Origin of the sequence: Clostridium sp. JN-1 (genome assembly GCF_003718715.1) — a bacterium.
Classification (GTDB): Bacteria; Bacillota; Clostridia; order Clostridiales; family Clostridiaceae; genus Clostridium_AV.
The window spans coordinates 2,550,221-2,566,636 of sequence record NZ_CP033465.1 but is presented as its reverse complement, the minus strand read 5'-3'; the positions used below and the strand labels follow the sequence as shown (position 1 = coordinate 2,566,636).

Below are 16,416 nucleotides of genomic sequence, written 5' to 3'. Positions count from 1 at the left end.
GTATTGGTTAGAAACCAGATAAGCTAGAAGAAGGAGGGAACACCATGGCAATTAAAGGATTTAAGCCTACAACCGCTTCAAGAAGACAGATGACAGTTAGTACATTTGAGGAAATAACTACAAGTGTACCTGAAAGATCTCTTCTTGTTGCATTAAAAAGAACAGGTGGTAGGAATGCAAATGGAAAAATAACTGTTCGTCATATTGGCGGCGGTGCAAAACAAAAATATAGAGTTATAGATTTTAAGAGAACAAAAGATGGTATACCAGCAAAAGTAGCTACAATAGAATATGATCCAAATAGATCAGCTTACATAGCACTTGTAGTATATACTGATGGGGAGAAGAGATACATTATAGCTCCAAATGGCTTAAAAGTTGGAGATGTTTTAGTATCAGGACCAGATGCGGATATAAAGGTAGGAAATTGTCTCCCAATAAGAAACATACCAGTTGGTACAACAATTCACAATATAGAGCTGTCAGCAGGCAAAGGAGCTCAACTTGTTAGATCTGCAGGAAGTTCAGCACAACTTATGGCTAAAGAAGGAAATTATGCTACATTAAGATTACCAAGTGGAGAAATGAGATATGTTAGAATAGAATGCAGAGCAACTATCGGAACAGTTTCAAATCTAACACACGAGATTGTAAACCTAGGTAAAGCAGGAAGAAAGAGACACCTTGGAGTTAGACCAACAGTTAGAGGTTCTGTCATGAACCCTAATGACCATCCACACGGTGGTGGTGAAGGTAAGGCGCCTGTTGGACACCCAGGTCCACTTACTCCATGGGGTAAACCAGCACTTGGATATAAGACTAGAAAACATAAGAAATATTCAGATGGATTTATTGTTAAGAGAAGAAATGATAAGTAGAAATAATAGTATGAAGAGAATTTTGAATTCTCTTCACTTAACTATTAATTACATTATTTGAAGGGAGGCCAACATAAGTGAGTAGATCAGTTAAAAAAGGACCTTTTGTCCATGAAGGACTTTTAAAGAAAATAAATGAAATGAATAAAAGCGGTCAGAAGAAGGTTGTAAAGACTTGGTCAAGAAGTTCAACTATATTTCCACAAATGATAGGTCATACAATTGCAGTACATGATGGAAGAAAACATGTGCCTGTATATATATCAGAGGATATGGTAGGACATAAATTAGGAGAATTTGTTTTAACTAGAACATTCAAAGGACACGCAGATAAAACTGAAAAGACATCTTCTGTAAAATAACCTGGGAAGGAGGTAATATACGATGGAAGCTAAGGCTATAGCTAAATATGTGAGAATGTCCTCAATGAAAGTAGGAGTTGTTCTTGATTTAATAAGAGGTAAAGATGTAAATGAAGCTTTTGCTATATTAAAATATACTCCAAAAAGTGCAGCTGAGGTGGTAAACAAGGTATTAAAATCAGCTGTTGCAAATGCAGAGAATAATTTAAGTTTAGATGTAGATAGCTTATATGTTGCTGAGGCATATGCTTGCCAAGGTCCAACATTAAAGAGATTTAGACCACATGCTCAAGGCAGAGCTTTTAGAATAAAAAAGAGAAGCAGTCATATAACAGTGATTGTTAAGGAAAGAGATTAAATAAAGGAGGGAATTTGATGGGACAGAAAGTACATCCACACGGTCTAAGAGTTGGGGTAATAAAAGACTGGGATGCTAAATGGTATGCAGATGGTAAAAAATTCGCAGATAATTTAGTAGAAGACAACAAGATTAGAGAATTTGTAAAGGCTAAGACTTCTGCAGCTGGAGTTTCAAAAATACAAATTGAAAGAGCTGCAAAAAGAATAAAGTTAAACATATTTACTGCAAAACCTGGTATGGTTATCGGAAAAGGTGGCCAGGGAATTAATGCATTAAAAGCAAGTCTTCAAAAATTAATAAGCAATAAAAATATATTGATAAATATAGTAGAAGTTAAGAGTGCAGAAGCTGATGCTCAGCTTATGGCTGAAAATATAGCTAGACAGCTTGAAAAGAGAATTTCTTTTAGAAGAGCAATGAAGCAGACAATTCAAAGGGCAATGAGGCACGGAGTTAAAGGAGTTAAAACTTCATGTTCAGGAAGACTTGGAGGAGCAGAAATTGCAAGAAATGAGCAGTATCATGAAGGAACAATTCCACTGCAGACATTAAGAGCAGATATAGATTACGGATTTGATGAAGCAAATACTACCTATGGAAAAATAGGAGTTAAAGTATGGGTTTATAGAGGAGAAATTCTTCCTACTAAGAAAGCTGTACAGAACAAGGAAAAAGTTGAAGCATAGAAAGGAGGAGCATCATAATGTTAATGCCTAAAAGAGTAAAGCATCGTAAAGTTCAACGTGGTAGAATGAGAGGCAAGGCTACAAGAGGTAATTTCATAGCATATGGTGATTTTGCACTTCAAGCTACTGAATGTGGATGGATTACTAATAATCAGATAGAAGCAGCCAGAGTAGCTATAAATAGATACGTAAAAAGAGGAGGAAAACTTTGGATAAAGATTTTCCCAGATAAGCCAGTAACTGAAAAGCCAGCTGAAACTCGTATGGGTTCTGGTAAAGGTTCACCAGAATATTGGGTATCAGTTGTAAAGCCAGGAAGAGTTCTATTCGAAATGGCAGGTGTTAGTGAAGTTGTTGCAAGAGAAGCTATGAGACTTGCATCACATAAGCTACCTATAAAAACTAAGTTTATAACTAAGAAAGATTTTAAAGAAATGGGTGGTGAAACCAATGAAGGCTAAAGAATTGCAAGAATTAAAACAAAGCAGCGCCCAGGATTTACAAGCAAAGTTAGGCGATCTTAAATCAGAATTGTTTAATTTAAGATTTCAGCTAGCTACAGGTCAATTGGAAAACCCAATGAGAATAAGAGAAGTAAAAAAGTCCATAGCCCAAATTAAGACCATCCTCAGAGAAGAAGAGTTAAGGGCATTTGAACAGTAGTTTAACTTTGAAAGGAGGTTATCTCGTGGAAAGAGCTAATAGAAAGACAAGAATAGGAAGAGTTGTATCTGATAAGATGGATAAAACTATAGTAGTTGCTGTTGAAACAAAAGTACGTCATCCGCTATATGGAAAAACAATTAATAGAACTACTAAGTTCAAAACTCATGATGAAAAAAATGAAGCAAAACTTAATGATAGAGTTTTAATAATGGAAACTAGACCATTATCAAAAGATAAAAGATGGAGACTTGTAGAAATAGTAGAAAAAGCTAAATAGTTCCAAAGAGCTGAAAGGAGGATAATACACTATGATTCAGCAGCAGACGGTATTAAAAGTTGCAGATAATTCTGGTGCTAAGGAAATTATGTGCATAAGAGTATTAGGTGGTTCCAAAAGAAAATGGGGAAACATTGGTGATATTATAGTTGCTAGTGTTAAAAGTGCAACACCAGGCGGAGTTGTTAAAAAAGGTGAAGTTGTTAAAGCAGTTGTAGTAAGATCTGTTAAAGGTCTAAGAAGAACAGACGGTTCATATATAAGATTTGATGAAAATGCCGCTGTTATAATAAAAGATGACAAACAACCAAAAGGAACTCGTATCTTTGGACCAGTAGCAAGAGAGCTAAGGGATAAGGATTTTACAAAAATATTATCGTTAGCACCTGAAGTTTTATAGAATAAGGAGGTGGCTATAATGGCAATAATTAAGTTACATGTAAGAAAAAAAGACAAAGTAATGGTTATTTCTGGTAAAGATAAAGGAAAAATAGGTGAAGTTCTTAGCGTTATTCCTAAAAAAGGCAAAGTTGTTGTTAAAGATGTAAACATAGTATCAAAACATCAGAAACCAAACAAAGCTAATATGCAGGGAGGAATAATTAAAAAGGAAGCTCCTATTTATAGTTCAAAAGTGATGTTATATTGTGACAAATGTAAATCTGTTACAAGAATAAGCCATAAGATTTTAGAAGATGGAAGCAAAGTTAGAGTATGTAAAAAGTGCGGAGAAACATTCTAATCTTTGAAAGGAGGGCAAGTCAATGAATGTAAGATTACAAGAAAAGTATGATAAAGAGATAATTCCAGCTATGACAAGCAAGTTTGAATATAAAAACATAATGGAAGTACCAAAGTTAGAAAAAATAGTTATAAATATGGGCGTTAGTGAAGCTAAGGAAAATGTAAGAGCTTTAGAAGCAGCAGCAGCAGACTTAGCAACAATAACAGGACAAAAACCAATTTTAACTAGAGCAAAAAAATCAATTGCCAACTTTAAAATCAGAGAAAACATGCCAATAGGCTGCAAAGTTACATTAAGAAGAGAAAAAATGTATGAATTTGCAGATAAATTAATGAATGTTGCACTACCAAGAGTTAGAGACTTTAGAGGAGTTTCAGATAAGTCTTTTGATGGAAGAGGAAACTATTCATTAGGAATTAAGGAACAATTAATATTCCCTGAAATTGAATATGATAAGATTGACAAAGTAAGAGGTATGGATATAATATTTGTTACTACTGCAAAGACTGATGAAGAGGCAAGGGAATTATTAAGATCCCTGGGAATGCCATTCACTCAGAAATAAGGAGGGAAAATTGTGGCACGTAAAGCTTTAATAGAAAAGTGGAAAAAGGAACCAAAGTATTCAACTAGAGCTTATACAAGATGTAGAATATGTGGAAGACCACATTCTGTATTAAAAAAATATGGTATATGCCGTATTTGTTTTAGAGAGCTTGCATACAAAGGTGAAATACCAGGATGCAGGAAAGCTAGTTGGTAATAACAGATTTTTACGAAAGGAGGCACAATAAATGGTAATGACTGATCCGATTGCAGATTTACTAACACGTATAAGAAATGCAAATATAGTTAAACATGAAACTGTGGAGATACCTTCTTCCAATACAAAGAAGGCTATTTTAGATATAATGCTTCAAGAAGGATATATTAAAGATTTAGAGGAGTACAAAGATGGCTGTGTTAACATGGTAAGACTTTCAATGAAATATGGCCGCGGTAAAGAAAGAGTTATAACTGGTCTTAAGAGAATATCAAAACCAGGATTAAGAGTTTATTGTAGAAAAGAAGAAATTCCTAGAGTATTAAATGGTTTAGGAATAGCCATAATATCTACTTCAAGAGGAATTGTTACAGATAAAGAAGCAAGAAAATTAGGAGTAGGCGGAGAAGTACTTTGTTACATATGGTAAATAACAAAAAACAGGAGGTGTAATTATGTCAAGAATAGGAAGGCTTCCTATAGCTATACCGAGTGGTGTAACTTTAACAGTAACACCAGACAACGTTGTTACTGTTAAAGGACCAAAAGGTCAACTTGAAAAAACTATGAACAAAGAAATGAAAATAGCTGTTGAAAATAATTCCGTAGTAGTTACAAGAGATAGCGATGAAAAAAGTGTAAGAGCACTTCATGGATTAACAAGATCATTAATAAATAATATGGTAATTGGAGTAACTGAAGGATACCAAAGAACTTTAGAGCTAGTTGGAGTAGGTTATAGAGCTCAATTACAAGGCAAAAAATTAGTTATGAATCTTGGATATTCACATCCTATCGAAATTAAAGAAGTTGCAGGCATAACATATGCAACACCTAATACAACTACAATTGTAGTAAGCGGCATAGATAAAGAATTAGTTGGTACTGTTGCAGCAGGCATAAGGACATGGAGAAAACCAGAACCTTATAAAGGAAAAGGAATTAAGTATGCAGGCGAATATATAAAGCGTAAGGAAGGCAAAACTGGTAAGAAATAATAGAAAGGAGTGTGTACTCTATGTTTAATAAACAGGATAAAAACAAGACTAGAGTAAGACGTCATCTAAGAGTTCGTAAGAAGATCTTTGGAACAGCAGAAAGACCAAGACTTTCAGTTTACAGAAGTGATAAGAACATATCTGCTCAAATCATAGATGATATAAATGGAGTAACTTTAGTTTCTGCTTCAACTGTAGGTAAGGAATTTACTGAACCAGGAAATAATAAAGAGGCAGCAAAAAAAGTTGGAGAGCTAATTGCAAAAAAGGCTTTAGAAAAAGGAATTAAAGAAGTGGTTTTCGATAGAGGCGGATACGTATATCACGGTAGAGTACAAAGTCTTGCTGAAGGTGCAAGAGAGAGCGGCTTACAATTCTAAAAAAGGAGGGAAATAAATGAGAATCGATCCTAGCACTTTAAATCTTAAAGAAAAAGTTGTATTTATAAACAGAGTTGCTAAGGTTGTTAAAGGTGGTAGAAATTTCAGATTTAGTGCCCTTGTAGTTGTTGGAGACGAAAACGGACATATTGGGGTAGGAACTGGTAAATCTATCGAAATACCTGAAGCAATCAGAAAAGCAGTAGACGATGCTAAAAAGAAATTAATAGAAGTTCCAATAGTAGGTACAACTGTACCACATGATATAGAAGGTTGTTTTGGTACTGGAAAAGTACTTATAAAGAAGTCTGCAGAAGGTACTGGAGTTATAGCAGGAGGTCCTGCTAGAGCTGTACTTGAACTTGCAGGTTTAAAAGATGTTAGAGCTAAATCTTTAGGTTCTAATAATCCAAGAAATATGGTTAACGCTACTCTAAACGGTTTGTCTAGATTAAGAACAGCTGATCAAGTTGCCAGCTTAAGAGGAAAAACCGTTGAAGAGATTTTAGGTTAGGGGGGGAATGAACCTTGGCTAAAATTAAAATAACTTTATGTAAGAGTTTAATAGGTAGGAAAAAAGATCATATTGCTACTGTTAATGCTCTAGGATTAAGAAAAATAAGAAAAACAGTTGTACATGAGGATACTCCTCAAATCAGAGGTATGATAAATAAAGTTAGCTATCTTTTAAGTGTAGAAGAAGCGTAAGTTAGAGGAGGTGTAAGATAGAAATGAAACTTCATGAGTTAAAACCGGCAAATGGATCAAGAAGAGCACCAAAAAGAATAGGTAGAGGTACTGGTTCAGGATGGGGAAGAAATGCTGGTAAAGGTGAAAATGGACAGAAAGCTAGATCCGGCGGCGGAGTAAGATTAGGCTTCGAAGGAGGTCAAATGCCTTTATTTAGAAGACTTCCTAAGAGAGGATTTAAAAACTTATTTGCCAAAGAGTTTGCAGTTATAAATGTTGATAGATTAAATGTATTTGATGAAGGTACAGAAGTAACAACAGAATTATTACTATCAAAAGGTATCGTAAATAAGTCAAAAAACGGAGTTAAGATACTTGGAAATGGTGAATTAGAAAAGAAACTAACAGTTAAAGCAGCAAAATTCTCAAAGTCGGCTGTAGAAAAAATAGAAGCAGCTGGAGGAAAAGTTGAGGTGATATAGGTGCTATCAACCTTGCGTAATGCATGGAAAGTTCCTGAACTAAGAAAGAGATTGATATTTACATTACTTATGATAGCAATTTTCAGGATGGGAAATTATATTCCTGTTCCTGGAATTGATACTTCAAAGGTTGCAAACTTAACTAAGAGTGGATCTTTGTTTGGATTTTATGATTTAATATCAGGTGGTGCATTTAGTAGATTTAGTATATTTGCAATGGGAGTAGTTCCATTCATAAATTCTTCCATCATATTTCAGTTACTTCAAGTTGCAATTCCAAGATTGGAACAGCTTTCTAAAGAAGGAGAAGAAGGAAGAAAAAGGATACAGGAATATACAAGATATGCTTCAATACCACTTGGAGTAATTCAGGCATTTAGTACATATGTTATAATAAGTAGAGCAAATGCCCTCCAAAATCCATCAAGTAAGTTAAATATATTTGTCATAATACTTACCTTAACGACTGCTTCAACTTTCTTGATGTGGTTAGGTGATAGAATAACAGACAAGGGAATAGGAAATGGTGTATCACTTTTGATTTTTTTCAATATTATTTCTAGATTTCCAGCTACGCTTTATCAGTTAGCACAATTACAAAAGGCAGAAACTGTTGATTTTGTACAGTCAACATTATTTATTTTAGCAGTGATTGTATTACTTGTACTAGTTGTAATTACTAGCTTATCAGAGAGAAGAATTCCTGTGCAATATGCAGGAAAGATGGCAAGTGGCGGTAGATTATATAAAGGTCAATCTACTAATATACCAATAAATGTTAATGGTGCTGCTGTTATTGGAATTATATTTGCAATTTCAGTTATGCAATTTCCAATTACGATAGGTATGTTTTGGCCAAATTCAGCTTTTTATAAGTTTGTAACTGCGAGTCCATTTAGTCCATTTAAAGAAAGCACTTGGCAATATGCAGTATTGTACTTTTTATTGACTATATTCTTTACATGGTTCTATACGGAAGTTACGTTTAAACCTGATGAAATGGCTGAAAACATGCATAAGTCTTCAGGTTTTATACCTGGAATAAGACCAGGGGAACCAACTGCCACCTATATAGATAGGGTTCTCGCTAAGGTTTCAATAATAGGTGGTGCTTTTGCCGGAGTAATAGCCATAGCACCTATATTAGCAGCAACGTATACCAACTTTAAAGATATATATTTTGGCGGTACTGGTTTACTTATTATAGTAAATGTTGCACTTGAAACTATAAGGCAATTAAAGTCACAATTGGTAATGCGTCATTACCAAGGATTCTTAAAGGATTAATGTGTTGGAGATGATACAATTGAAAATAGTTTTGTTAGGTCCTCCGGGAGCAGGAAAAGGCACGCAAGCAAAATTAATTAGTGAAAAGTACTCTATACCACATATATCTACAGGTGATATTTTTAGAAAAAACATTTCTGAAAAGACTAAACTTGGTGTTGAAGCAAAAAGATACATGGATAATGGTCAGTTAGTACCAGATCAAGTTACTATAGATATAGTTAAGGATAGATTGAGCAAAAATGATTGCAAAGAAGGATTTCTATTAGATGGTTTTCCAAGGACAGTTAAGCAAGCAGAAGCATTAGATGAATTCTTAAATGAAAATCATAATAAGATAGATGCAGCACTGCTCATAGATGTTGAAGAAAAATTCATCTTAGAGAGAATGACTGGAAGAAGAGTTTGTCCATCATGCGGTGCAAGTTATCATATAAGATTTAATCCTCCTAAAGTAGAGGGTAAATGCGATGCTTGTGATAGTGACTTAATACAAAGAAAAGATGACACAGAAGCAACTGTTAAGGAAAGGTTAGATGTTTATAATCAACAAACTCAACCGCTTGTTGATTATTACAAGAATCAAAATGCATTACTTAAAGTAGAAGGAACAAAGGAAATAAATCAAGTATTTGATGAAATATGTGATGCTTTAAAAGCAGTCAAATAATGATAATACTCGAAAGTGATGATGAAATAGAACTGACAAGTCCTAACAAGTGGACAGTTGTTACAAAGGATGGAAACTTATCAGCACATTACGGAAATACTTACCTTAAATTAATAGGGGTGATATGTTGTTGCAAAGTAATAGCTGTTTAGGAAAAGTAGTTTATTCGAAAGCAGGACGCGATTCTGATAAATTTTTTATAGTAGTTGATATTATAGATGATAATTATGTTTATATATGTGATGGAAAACTTAGGACTATAGAAAGACCTAAGAAGAAGAAAATTAAGCACTTAGGATTTACGAGTTTGATCGCAGAAGATATAAAGGATTTATTGGTATCGGAAAAGAAAATCAGCAATGCTATGATAAGAGAATTTTTGCAGTCTTACGACAATAATAAGGAGGTTTGATTACCTTATGTCAAAAGATGATGTTATAGAAATGCAGGGTACTGTTTTAGAGGCATTACCTAATGCAATGTTTGAAGTTAAATTAGAGAGCGGACATAAAATATTAGCGCATATATCAGGTAAATTGAGAATGAACTTTATAAGGATTCTTCCAGGCGATAAAGTTACTGTGGAGTTATCTCCATATGATTTGACAAGAGGAAGAATAACTTGGAGAGCAAAGTAAATAAGGAGGGTTAGCTATGAAAGTAAGACCATCAGTTAAGCCTATGTGTGAAAAATGTAAAATCATAAAGAGAAAAGGAAGAGTAATGGTTATCTGTGAAAATCCTAAACACAAACAAAAGCAAGGTTAATTTTATATAGTTTCTGGTGCGGCTGTAATAGAGTAAATACTCTATTAACTAGAAGCCTTATATATAAATAAATTTAATTAATCCTTACCAATTAGATATTCAGGAGGTGTAAATTTTAATGGCAAGAATAGCAGGTATTGACCTACCAAAAGAAAAAAGAATAGAAATAGGTCTAACATATATATATGGCATAGGATTATCAACTTCTCATAAGATTCTTAAAGAAACTGGAGTTAATCCTGATACAAGAGTCAAGGATTTAACCGAAGGAGAAGTTAATACATTAAGAGATTACGTAAACAAATACGTAAAAGTTGAAGGTGACTTAAGAAGAGAAACAGCTCTTAATATTAAGAGATTAGTGGAAATTGGTTGTTATAGAGGAATAAGACATAGGAGAGGTCTTCCAGTAAGAGGACAAAAAACAAAGACAAATGCAAGAACAAGAAAAGGTCCTAAGAAAATGATAGGAGCTAAAAAGAGAAAATAATTTTGGTGTAAGGAGGGAAAAACATGGCAGCTGGATCAAAAACTAAGAAGACAAGAAGAAAAAAAGAAAGAAAAAATGTTGAACATGGCTGTGCACATATAAGATCAACTTTTAACAATTCAATTGTTACTATAACTGATGCATTTGGAAATACATTATCATGGGCTAGTGCAGGCGGATTAGGTTTTAGAGGATCAAGAAAAAGTACTCCATTTGCAGCGCAAATGGCTGCTGAAACATCAGCAAAAACAGCTATGGAACATGGTTTAAAAAGTGTAGAGGTGTATGTAAAGGGACCAGGAGCAGGTAGAGAAGCTGCAATAAGATCACTACAAGCTGCTGGATTAGAAGTTACATTAATAAAGGATGTTACTCCTATACCACATAACGGATGCAGACCACCAAAGAGAAGAAGAGTTTAGTTTAAGGAGGTGTAAGATTAATGGCAAGATATACTGGATCAACATGCAGACTCTGTAGAAGAGAAGGTTTAAAACTATTTCTAAAAGGAGATAGATGTTATACAGATAAATGTGCATTTTCAAGAAGAGGATATGCACCAGGACAGCACGGACAAAGCAGAAAAAAAATGTCTAACTATGGTGTTCAATTAAGAGAAAAACAAAAAGCTAGAAGAATATATGGAATACTTGAAGGACAATTTAGAAATTACTATGCGAAAGCCGAAAAACTTAGAGGTATAACAGGTGAAAACTTGTTAAGACTATTAGAAATGAGACTTGATAACGTAGTATTCAAACTAGGATTTGGAAATTCAAGAAGTGAATCAAGACAATTGGTAAATCACGGACACTTCTTAGTAAATGGTAAGAAAGTAGATATTCCTTCTTATCAAGTATCAATCAATGATGTTATAACTGTAAGAGAAAAAAGTAAATCAACAGAAAAATTTAAGACATTTGCAGAAAATCCAAAGACTTTACCAGCATGGTTAGAGGGAAGTTCAGAAAACTTTGAAGGAAAGATTCTTAGAGAGCCTTTAAGAGAAGACATAGATGTTCCTGTTAATGAAACATTAATAGTAGAATTATATAGTAAATAGTTACTATAGAATCAGTTGCCCTCAAAATATTAACAAATCAAATAGAGGAGGGTTATATTCGTGTTAGAAATAGAAAAGCCCAAAATAGAATGTGTAGAAACTAATGAAGATGGCACTTATGGTAAATTTGTAGTTGAACCGTTAGAAAGAGGCTATGGTATTACTCTTGGTAATGCGTTGAGGAGAATTCTTCTTTCCTCATTGCCTGGAGTTGCTGCTAATAATATCAAGATAGATGGAGTACTCCATGAATTTTCTACAGTTCCTGGAGTAAAAGAAGATGTTGCTGAGCTAATATTGAATATCAAGTGTCTGGCTTTAAAGATGACAGATGAAGGTCCTAAAACTATATATATAGATGAACAAGGACCTGGTGAAGTTACTGCAGGAGATATAAAAACAGATGGTTCTGTTGAAATAATCAATAAGGATTTACATATAGCCACTTTGGATGACAATGGTAAGTTGTATATGGAAATTCAGGTTAACACAGGTAGAGGCTATGTTGCTCAAAACAAAAACAAATCGGAAGATATGCCTATAGGAACTATAGCTGTGGATTCGATATATACTCCTATTAAAAGAGTTAACTTTGTTGTAGGAAATACAAGGGTTGGCCAAATCACTGATTATGATAAGTTATCTCTTGAGGTATGGACTAATGGTACAATAATGCCAGATGAAGCTATAAGTTTGTCAGCTAAGATTTTAATAGAACATTTTAAATTATTCATGACTTTAACGGATCATGCTAATAATGTTGAAATAATGGTAGAAAAAGAAGAAGATAAAAAAGAGAAAGTCTTAGAAATGACTATTGAAGAACTTGACCTTTCTGTTAGAAGTTATAATTGTTTAAAAAGAGCTGGTATAAATACTGTTCAAGAGTTAACAGAGAGAACTATGGATGATATGATGAAGGTTAGAAACCTTGGTAAAAAGTCCTTAGAAGAAGTTCAACAAAAGCTTGAAGTATTAGGTTTGTCGCTAAAACAAAGTGAGGAATAAAGTACTGCAGGTAATACTTAAAGAATAGTGTAGTGATAAGGAGGTATAGAGATGGCAAGACAACGTAAATTAGGTCGTCCAACTGATCAGAGAAGAGCAATGCTTAGAAATCTTGTTACTAGTTTTCTAAAGCATGGTAAAATACAAACAACTCAAACTAGAGCAATAGAAACAAAGAATTTAGCTGAAAAAATGATCACTCTTGCAAAAAGAGGAGATCTTCACGCTAGAAGACAGGTTCTTTCTTTTATAACTGAAGAAGAAGTTGTTAAAAATTTATTTGATACTGTGGCTCCTAAATATGCTGAAAGAAACGGCGGATATACAAGAATGTATAAAATGGGACCAAGAAGAGGCGACGCTGCAGAATTAGTTATACTAGAGTTAGTATAAAATTTAGGGATTAAGTAAACTAGCTTAATCCCTGTTTTATTATAATGAAAATAATGAATATATATAGAGCTGAGTATTTACTTATTAATATATAGAGCTATACTATACTAGTATATACTTTATATTAATTTAGTGGGGTGTTTCTATGGATGAAAAGATGATAACATGTAGAGACCTATCATATAAGTATCAGAGTAATAATAAAGATGAAGCTAAATTGGCACTTGAAAATGTTACACTTGAAGTAAAAAAGGGCGAATTTTTAGTTGTATTAGGGAGAAATGGATCAGGAAAATCAACTGCAGCAAAGCTTATGAATGCGCTTTTAGTACCTTCTTCTGGTAAGGTGTATGTAGGTGGATTGGACACATCTAAAGAGGAAAATGTGTGGAAAGTCAGAAATAAAGCAGGTATGGTTTTTCAAAATCCAGATAATCAAATAGTTGCAACAATAGTAGAAGAAGATGTAGCTTTTGGACCTGAAAATTTAGGGGTTCCATCAGAAGAAATAAGGAAAAGAGTAGATCAATCTTTAAAAAGGGTTAATATGTACGAATATAGAAGACACGCACCGCATCTCTTATCAGGAGGACAAAAACAGAGAGTTGCAATAGCAGGAGTACTAGCTATGATGCCAGAATGTATAATATTTGATGAATCAACTGCCATGTTGGATCCATCAGGTAGAAAAGAAGTAATGAATACTATAAAAGAACTAAACAAAAATTATGGTATAACTATTATATTTATAACTCATTACATGGAAGAGGCTGCTGAAGCTGATAGAATAGTAGTTATTGATGAGGGAAAAGTAGCTATGGAAGGTACTCCGAGGAATATATTTAGTCAGGTTGAAAAGATGAAACAATTGGGATTAGATGTACCTCAAGTTACTGAATTATCCTATGAATTGAGAAAAAGTGGTGTGAATTTAAGAAAAGATATATTAACTATAGATGAGATGGTGGATGAATTATGTCAATTAAAATAGAAAATTTAACTCATATATATATGAAGGGTTCACCCTTTGAAAAAAAGGCACTTGATGATATAAATTTAAATATAAATGATGGAGAATTTGTTGCTTTAATTGGGCATACTGGTTCAGGAAAGTCTACACTTATTCAGCACATAAATGGACTTTTGAAACCTCATTCAGGAAAAATAATAATAGATGGTACAGATATAACTCAAAAGAATATAAATCTTAACTTTATAAGAAAAAAAGTAGGACTTGTATTTCAATATCCTGAGTATCAGCTTTTTGAAGAAACTATAGAAAAAGACATTGCTTTTGGACCTAAGAATTTGGGCTTAAGTAATGATGAGATAGATAGAAGAGTAAAAAAGGCTATGGAGATGGTTGAACTTAACTATGAAAAGTATAAAGATAAGTCGCCATTTGAGCTAAGCGGCGGTCAAAAACGTAGAGTAGCTATAGCAGGAGTAGCAGCTATGGAACCTAAGGTACTCATTCTAGACGAACCAACTGCAGGACTTGATCCCAAAGGAAGAGATGGCATTTTAGGACAGATAAAAAAGTTACATAAAGAATACAATATGACTATAATACTTGTGTCTCACAGCATGGAAGATGTAGCAAAAGTAGCAGATAGAATAATTGTTATGAACAAGGGAAAATGTATACTTGACGGGGAACCATCTAAGGTATTTAAAGAAGTTGATACCTTGGAAAGTGTTGGGCTTGCCGTACCACAAGTAACTTACCTTGCAAGAAAGCTTAGAAAAAAAGGATTTAATATATCAGATAATATATTTACTGTTGAGCAGGCAAAAATGGAAATATTAAAGATATTAAAAAATGATGGGAGAGCTAAAAATGATTAAAGATATTACGATAGGACAGTATGTACCAGGCAATTCTTTTGTCCATAAGTTAGATCCAAGGGTTAAAATATTAATATCTTTAGTTTATATAGTTGATTTATTTTTAGTTAATAACTTTAAAGGATATGTATTCATAATTTTTTTTACATTTGCAGCTATATATATATCTAAAGTCCCATTTAGTTATATATACAAAGGATTAAAGCCTATATTTATTTTAGTTGTGATAACAGCTTTGTTAAATTTGCTCATGACTGGTGGAACTAATCCACCGCTGTATCACTGGAAATTCATAACTATATATAGAGAAGGTGTATCGATTGCAGTTTTTATGGTCTTAAGACTTGTATTCCTCATAATTGGAACATCACTTTTAACGCTTACAACTTCACCAATTGAATTGACTGATGGAATTGAAAAGCTGTTGAATCCATTTAAGAAAATAGGGGTGCCAGCCCATGAACTTGCAATGATGATGACAATAGCACTTAGATTTATACCAACTTTAATGGATGAAACTGATAAAATAATGAAGGCACAAATGGCAAGAGGAGCTGACTTTGAATCTGGAAATCTAGTACATAGAGCAAAAAGTTTAATTCCTATCCTTGTACCATTATTTATAAGTTCATTTAGACGAGCAGATGAACTTGCAATGGCTATGGAAGCAAGATGCTATAGAGGCGGAGAAGGTAGAACTAGAATGAAGCAGTTAAAACTTTCAAATAAAGATTTTACTGCAGTAGTTTGTGTTACTCTATTAGTTGCTATTTCCGTATGGAGTAGGATGTGGAAGTAATGAGAAATATAAAGCTTACTATTGAATATGATGGCACAAATTATGCAGGATGGCAAAGACAGATAAATGCTGTTACTGTTGAACAAAGAGTTGAAGAGGCAGTAGAAAAGCTCACAAATAAACATTGCGAAGTAATAGGGGCAAGCAGGACGGATTCAGGAGTCCATGCTAGGGCATATGTGTGCAACTTTTTTACAGACAGTGTTATACCAGAATATAAGTTTAAAGGAGCAATAAATAATTTTTTGCCTCAAGATATTGTAGTTAAAGAATGTGAAGAAGTATCACTTGATTTTCATGCTAGATTTTGCAGTAAGGGTAAAAGATATATATATACTGTTTTTAATGGAGATCAGCGTTTGGCTTTAGGTAGAAATTATGCTTATTATTATCATAGAAAGCTTGATATATCAAAAATGCAAAAGGCAGCCAAGTATCTTATAGGAACACATGATTTTGCTGCATTTAAAAACAAGGGGAGCAGTCCACATAATTCAATTAGAACTATAACAGGGCTCAATGTAGAAAAAAAAGGGCAGTTTATAACATTTACAGTAACCGGAAATGCATTTTTATATAATATGGTTAGAATCATAGTTGGAACACTCTTAGATGTAGGGTGCGGCAGATTTGAAGTCGATTATGTAAAGACTATACTTGAGCTAAAGGATAGAAGTAAAGCTGGAAAGTCAGCACCAGCTCTTGGTCTTGTATTGGATGAAGTATTTTATTAATAAATAACTATCTTTTATGCATATAGTTTATTGACACGCCCGGCAGATTGTATTATAATATATAATGT

Annotated in this window: 32 protein-coding genes; all 32 read left to right on the top strand. The window is 33.6% G+C overall.

Annotation, left to right across the window (positions count from 1 at the left end):
* Positions 1-44 precede the first annotated feature (44 nt).
* The 32 genes from rplB to truA all read left to right on the top strand — a co-directional run bounded on the left by rplB (position 45) and on the right by truA (position 16,348).
* Entirely contained in the window at positions 45-878 is an 834-nt protein-coding gene (gene rplB, locus EBB51_RS12305) for a 50S ribosomal protein L2 (protein WP_123054726.1), read from the top strand.
* A 77-nt stretch (positions 879-955) separates the two neighbouring features.
* Positions 956-1,240: a 30S ribosomal protein S19 gene (rpsS, locus tag EBB51_RS12300; protein ID WP_123054725.1), complete on the top strand. Its 285-nt coding sequence runs from the start codon at positions 956-958 to the stop codon at positions 1,238-1,240.
* Positions 1,241-1,262: 22 nt separating this feature from the next.
* Positions 1,263-1,598 carry a 50S ribosomal protein L22 gene (gene rplV, locus EBB51_RS12295; RefSeq protein ID WP_123054724.1) on the top strand — a complete coding sequence of 112 codons (336 nt, stop codon included), beginning with the start codon at positions 1,263-1,265 and terminating at the stop codon, positions 1,596-1,598.
* A 17-nt stretch (positions 1,599-1,615) separates the two neighbouring features.
* A complete protein-coding gene (rpsC, locus tag EBB51_RS12290; protein WP_123054723.1) occupies positions 1,616-2,287 on the top strand; it encodes a 30S ribosomal protein S3 in 672 nt (223 codons plus the stop codon).
* 17 nt (positions 2,288-2,304) lie between these two features.
* Positions 2,305-2,748, top strand: coding sequence for a 50S ribosomal protein L16 (rplP, locus tag EBB51_RS12285; RefSeq protein WP_123054722.1), 444 nt, complete (start codon positions 2,305-2,307; stop codon positions 2,746-2,748).
* The gene (gene rpmC, locus EBB51_RS12280) at positions 2,738-2,950 is read left to right on the top strand and encodes a 50S ribosomal protein L29 (RefSeq protein ID WP_123054721.1); all 213 of its coding nucleotides are present in this window, start codon (positions 2,738-2,740) and stop codon (positions 2,948-2,950) included. Before rplP ends, rpmC begins: the two co-directional genes overlap by 11 nt.
* Positions 2,951-2,975: 25 nt before the next feature.
* Positions 2,976-3,230: a 30S ribosomal protein S17 gene (gene rpsQ, locus EBB51_RS12275; protein WP_123054720.1), complete on the top strand. Its 255-nt coding sequence runs from the start codon at positions 2,976-2,978 to the stop codon at positions 3,228-3,230.
* Between the two features lie 31 nt (positions 3,231-3,261).
* On the top strand, positions 3,262-3,630 hold the full coding sequence (rplN, locus tag EBB51_RS12270; protein ID WP_123054719.1) for a 50S ribosomal protein L14: 369 nt from the start codon (positions 3,262-3,264) through the stop codon (positions 3,628-3,630).
* 24 nt (positions 3,631-3,654) lie between these two features.
* Positions 3,655-3,972 (top strand): 50S ribosomal protein L24, encoded by a 318-nt coding sequence (gene rplX, locus EBB51_RS12265; RefSeq protein WP_123055071.1) that lies wholly within the window; start codon positions 3,655-3,657, stop codon positions 3,970-3,972.
* A gap of 22 nt (positions 3,973-3,994) precedes the next feature.
* Positions 3,995-4,540, top strand: coding sequence for a 50S ribosomal protein L5 (gene rplE, locus EBB51_RS12260; RefSeq protein ID WP_123054718.1), 546 nt, complete (start codon positions 3,995-3,997; stop codon positions 4,538-4,540).
* Positions 4,541-4,552: 12 nt separating this feature from the next.
* Positions 4,553-4,738, top strand: coding sequence for a type Z 30S ribosomal protein S14 (locus EBB51_RS12255; protein ID WP_123054717.1), 186 nt, complete (start codon positions 4,553-4,555; stop codon positions 4,736-4,738).
* 31 nt (positions 4,739-4,769) lie between these two features.
* Entirely contained in the window at positions 4,770-5,168 is a 399-nt protein-coding gene (gene rpsH, locus EBB51_RS12250; RefSeq protein ID WP_123054716.1) for a 30S ribosomal protein S8, read from the top strand.
* A gap of 25 nt (positions 5,169-5,193) precedes the next feature.
* Positions 5,194-5,736, top strand: a complete 543-nt coding sequence (gene rplF / locus EBB51_RS12245; protein ID WP_123054715.1) for a 50S ribosomal protein L6 — start codon at positions 5,194-5,196, stop codon at positions 5,734-5,736.
* Positions 5,737-5,756: 20 nt separating this feature from the next.
* The gene (gene rplR, locus EBB51_RS12240) at positions 5,757-6,116 is read left to right on the top strand and encodes a 50S ribosomal protein L18 (protein WP_123054714.1); all 360 of its coding nucleotides are present in this window, start codon (positions 5,757-5,759) and stop codon (positions 6,114-6,116) included.
* 16 nt (positions 6,117-6,132) lie between these two features.
* Positions 6,133-6,630 carry a 30S ribosomal protein S5 gene (gene rpsE / locus EBB51_RS12235; RefSeq protein ID WP_123054713.1) on the top strand — a complete coding sequence of 166 codons (498 nt, stop codon included), beginning with the start codon at positions 6,133-6,135 and terminating at the stop codon, positions 6,628-6,630.
* 14 nt (positions 6,631-6,644) lie between these two features.
* A complete protein-coding gene (gene rpmD, locus EBB51_RS12230) occupies positions 6,645-6,824 on the top strand; it encodes a 50S ribosomal protein L30 (RefSeq protein WP_123054712.1) in 180 nt (59 codons plus the stop codon).
* Positions 6,825-6,847: 23 nt separating this feature from the next.
* Positions 6,848-7,288 carry a 50S ribosomal protein L15 gene (gene rplO, locus EBB51_RS12225; RefSeq protein ID WP_123054711.1) on the top strand — a complete coding sequence of 147 codons (441 nt, stop codon included), beginning with the start codon at positions 6,848-6,850 and terminating at the stop codon, positions 7,286-7,288.
* Entirely contained in the window at positions 7,289-8,575 is a 1,287-nt protein-coding gene (secY, locus tag EBB51_RS12220; protein WP_123054710.1) for a preprotein translocase subunit SecY, read from the top strand.
* A 19-nt stretch (positions 8,576-8,594) separates the two neighbouring features.
* Positions 8,595-9,245: an adenylate kinase gene (locus EBB51_RS12215; RefSeq protein ID WP_123054709.1), complete on the top strand. Its 651-nt coding sequence runs from the start codon at positions 8,595-8,597 to the stop codon at positions 9,243-9,245.
* Positions 9,245-9,397 (top strand): hypothetical protein, encoded by a 153-nt coding sequence (locus tag EBB51_RS13715; protein WP_190285284.1) that lies wholly within the window; start codon positions 9,245-9,247, stop codon positions 9,395-9,397. Before EBB51_RS12215 ends, EBB51_RS13715 begins: the two co-directional genes overlap by 1 nt.
* Positions 9,370-9,657 (top strand): KOW domain-containing RNA-binding protein, encoded by a 288-nt coding sequence (locus tag EBB51_RS12210; RefSeq protein ID WP_123054708.1) that lies wholly within the window; start codon positions 9,370-9,372, stop codon positions 9,655-9,657. The genes EBB51_RS13715 and EBB51_RS12210 overlap by 28 nt, the downstream gene beginning before the upstream one ends.
* Before the next feature lie 7 nt (positions 9,658-9,664).
* Positions 9,665-9,883 (top strand): translation initiation factor IF-1, encoded by a 219-nt coding sequence (gene infA / locus EBB51_RS12205; protein WP_119969985.1) that lies wholly within the window; start codon positions 9,665-9,667, stop codon positions 9,881-9,883.
* A gap of 16 nt (positions 9,884-9,899) precedes the next feature.
* Positions 9,900-10,013: a 50S ribosomal protein L36 gene (rpmJ, locus tag EBB51_RS12200; protein WP_007062395.1), complete on the top strand. Its 114-nt coding sequence runs from the start codon at positions 9,900-9,902 to the stop codon at positions 10,011-10,013.
* 118 nt (positions 10,014-10,131) lie between these two features.
* Positions 10,132-10,503 (top strand): 30S ribosomal protein S13, encoded by a 372-nt coding sequence (rpsM, locus tag EBB51_RS12195; protein WP_123054707.1) that lies wholly within the window; start codon positions 10,132-10,134, stop codon positions 10,501-10,503.
* Between the two features lie 23 nt (positions 10,504-10,526).
* Positions 10,527-10,925, top strand: coding sequence for a 30S ribosomal protein S11 (gene rpsK / locus EBB51_RS12190; protein WP_123054706.1), 399 nt, complete (start codon positions 10,527-10,529; stop codon positions 10,923-10,925).
* Between the two features lie 20 nt (positions 10,926-10,945).
* Positions 10,946-11,566, top strand: a complete 621-nt coding sequence (rpsD, locus tag EBB51_RS12185) for a 30S ribosomal protein S4 (RefSeq protein WP_123054705.1) — start codon at positions 10,946-10,948, stop codon at positions 11,564-11,566.
* 60 nt (positions 11,567-11,626) lie between these two features.
* Positions 11,627-12,574, top strand: coding sequence for a DNA-directed RNA polymerase subunit alpha (locus tag EBB51_RS12180; protein ID WP_123054704.1), 948 nt, complete (start codon positions 11,627-11,629; stop codon positions 12,572-12,574).
* A gap of 51 nt (positions 12,575-12,625) precedes the next feature.
* Positions 12,626-12,967 (top strand): 50S ribosomal protein L17, encoded by a 342-nt coding sequence (rplQ, locus tag EBB51_RS12175; protein ID WP_123054703.1) that lies wholly within the window; start codon positions 12,626-12,628, stop codon positions 12,965-12,967.
* Between the two features lie 145 nt (positions 12,968-13,112).
* Positions 13,113-13,958: an energy-coupling factor transporter ATPase gene (locus tag EBB51_RS12170; protein WP_123054702.1), complete on the top strand. Its 846-nt coding sequence runs from the start codon at positions 13,113-13,115 to the stop codon at positions 13,956-13,958.
* Entirely contained in the window at positions 13,943-14,815 is an 873-nt protein-coding gene (locus tag EBB51_RS12165; protein ID WP_123054701.1) for an energy-coupling factor transporter ATPase, read from the top strand. Before EBB51_RS12170 ends, EBB51_RS12165 begins: the two co-directional genes overlap by 16 nt.
* A complete protein-coding gene (locus EBB51_RS12160) occupies positions 14,808-15,614 on the top strand; it encodes an energy-coupling factor transporter transmembrane component T (protein ID WP_123054700.1) in 807 nt (268 codons plus the stop codon). Before EBB51_RS12165 ends, EBB51_RS12160 begins: the two co-directional genes overlap by 8 nt.
* Complete coding sequence (gene truA / locus EBB51_RS12155) at positions 15,614-16,348, top strand: tRNA pseudouridine(38-40) synthase TruA (protein WP_123054699.1); 735 nt, start codon at positions 15,614-15,616, stop codon at positions 16,346-16,348. Before EBB51_RS12160 ends, truA begins: the two co-directional genes overlap by 1 nt.
* Positions 16,349-16,416: the final 68 nt, after the last annotated feature.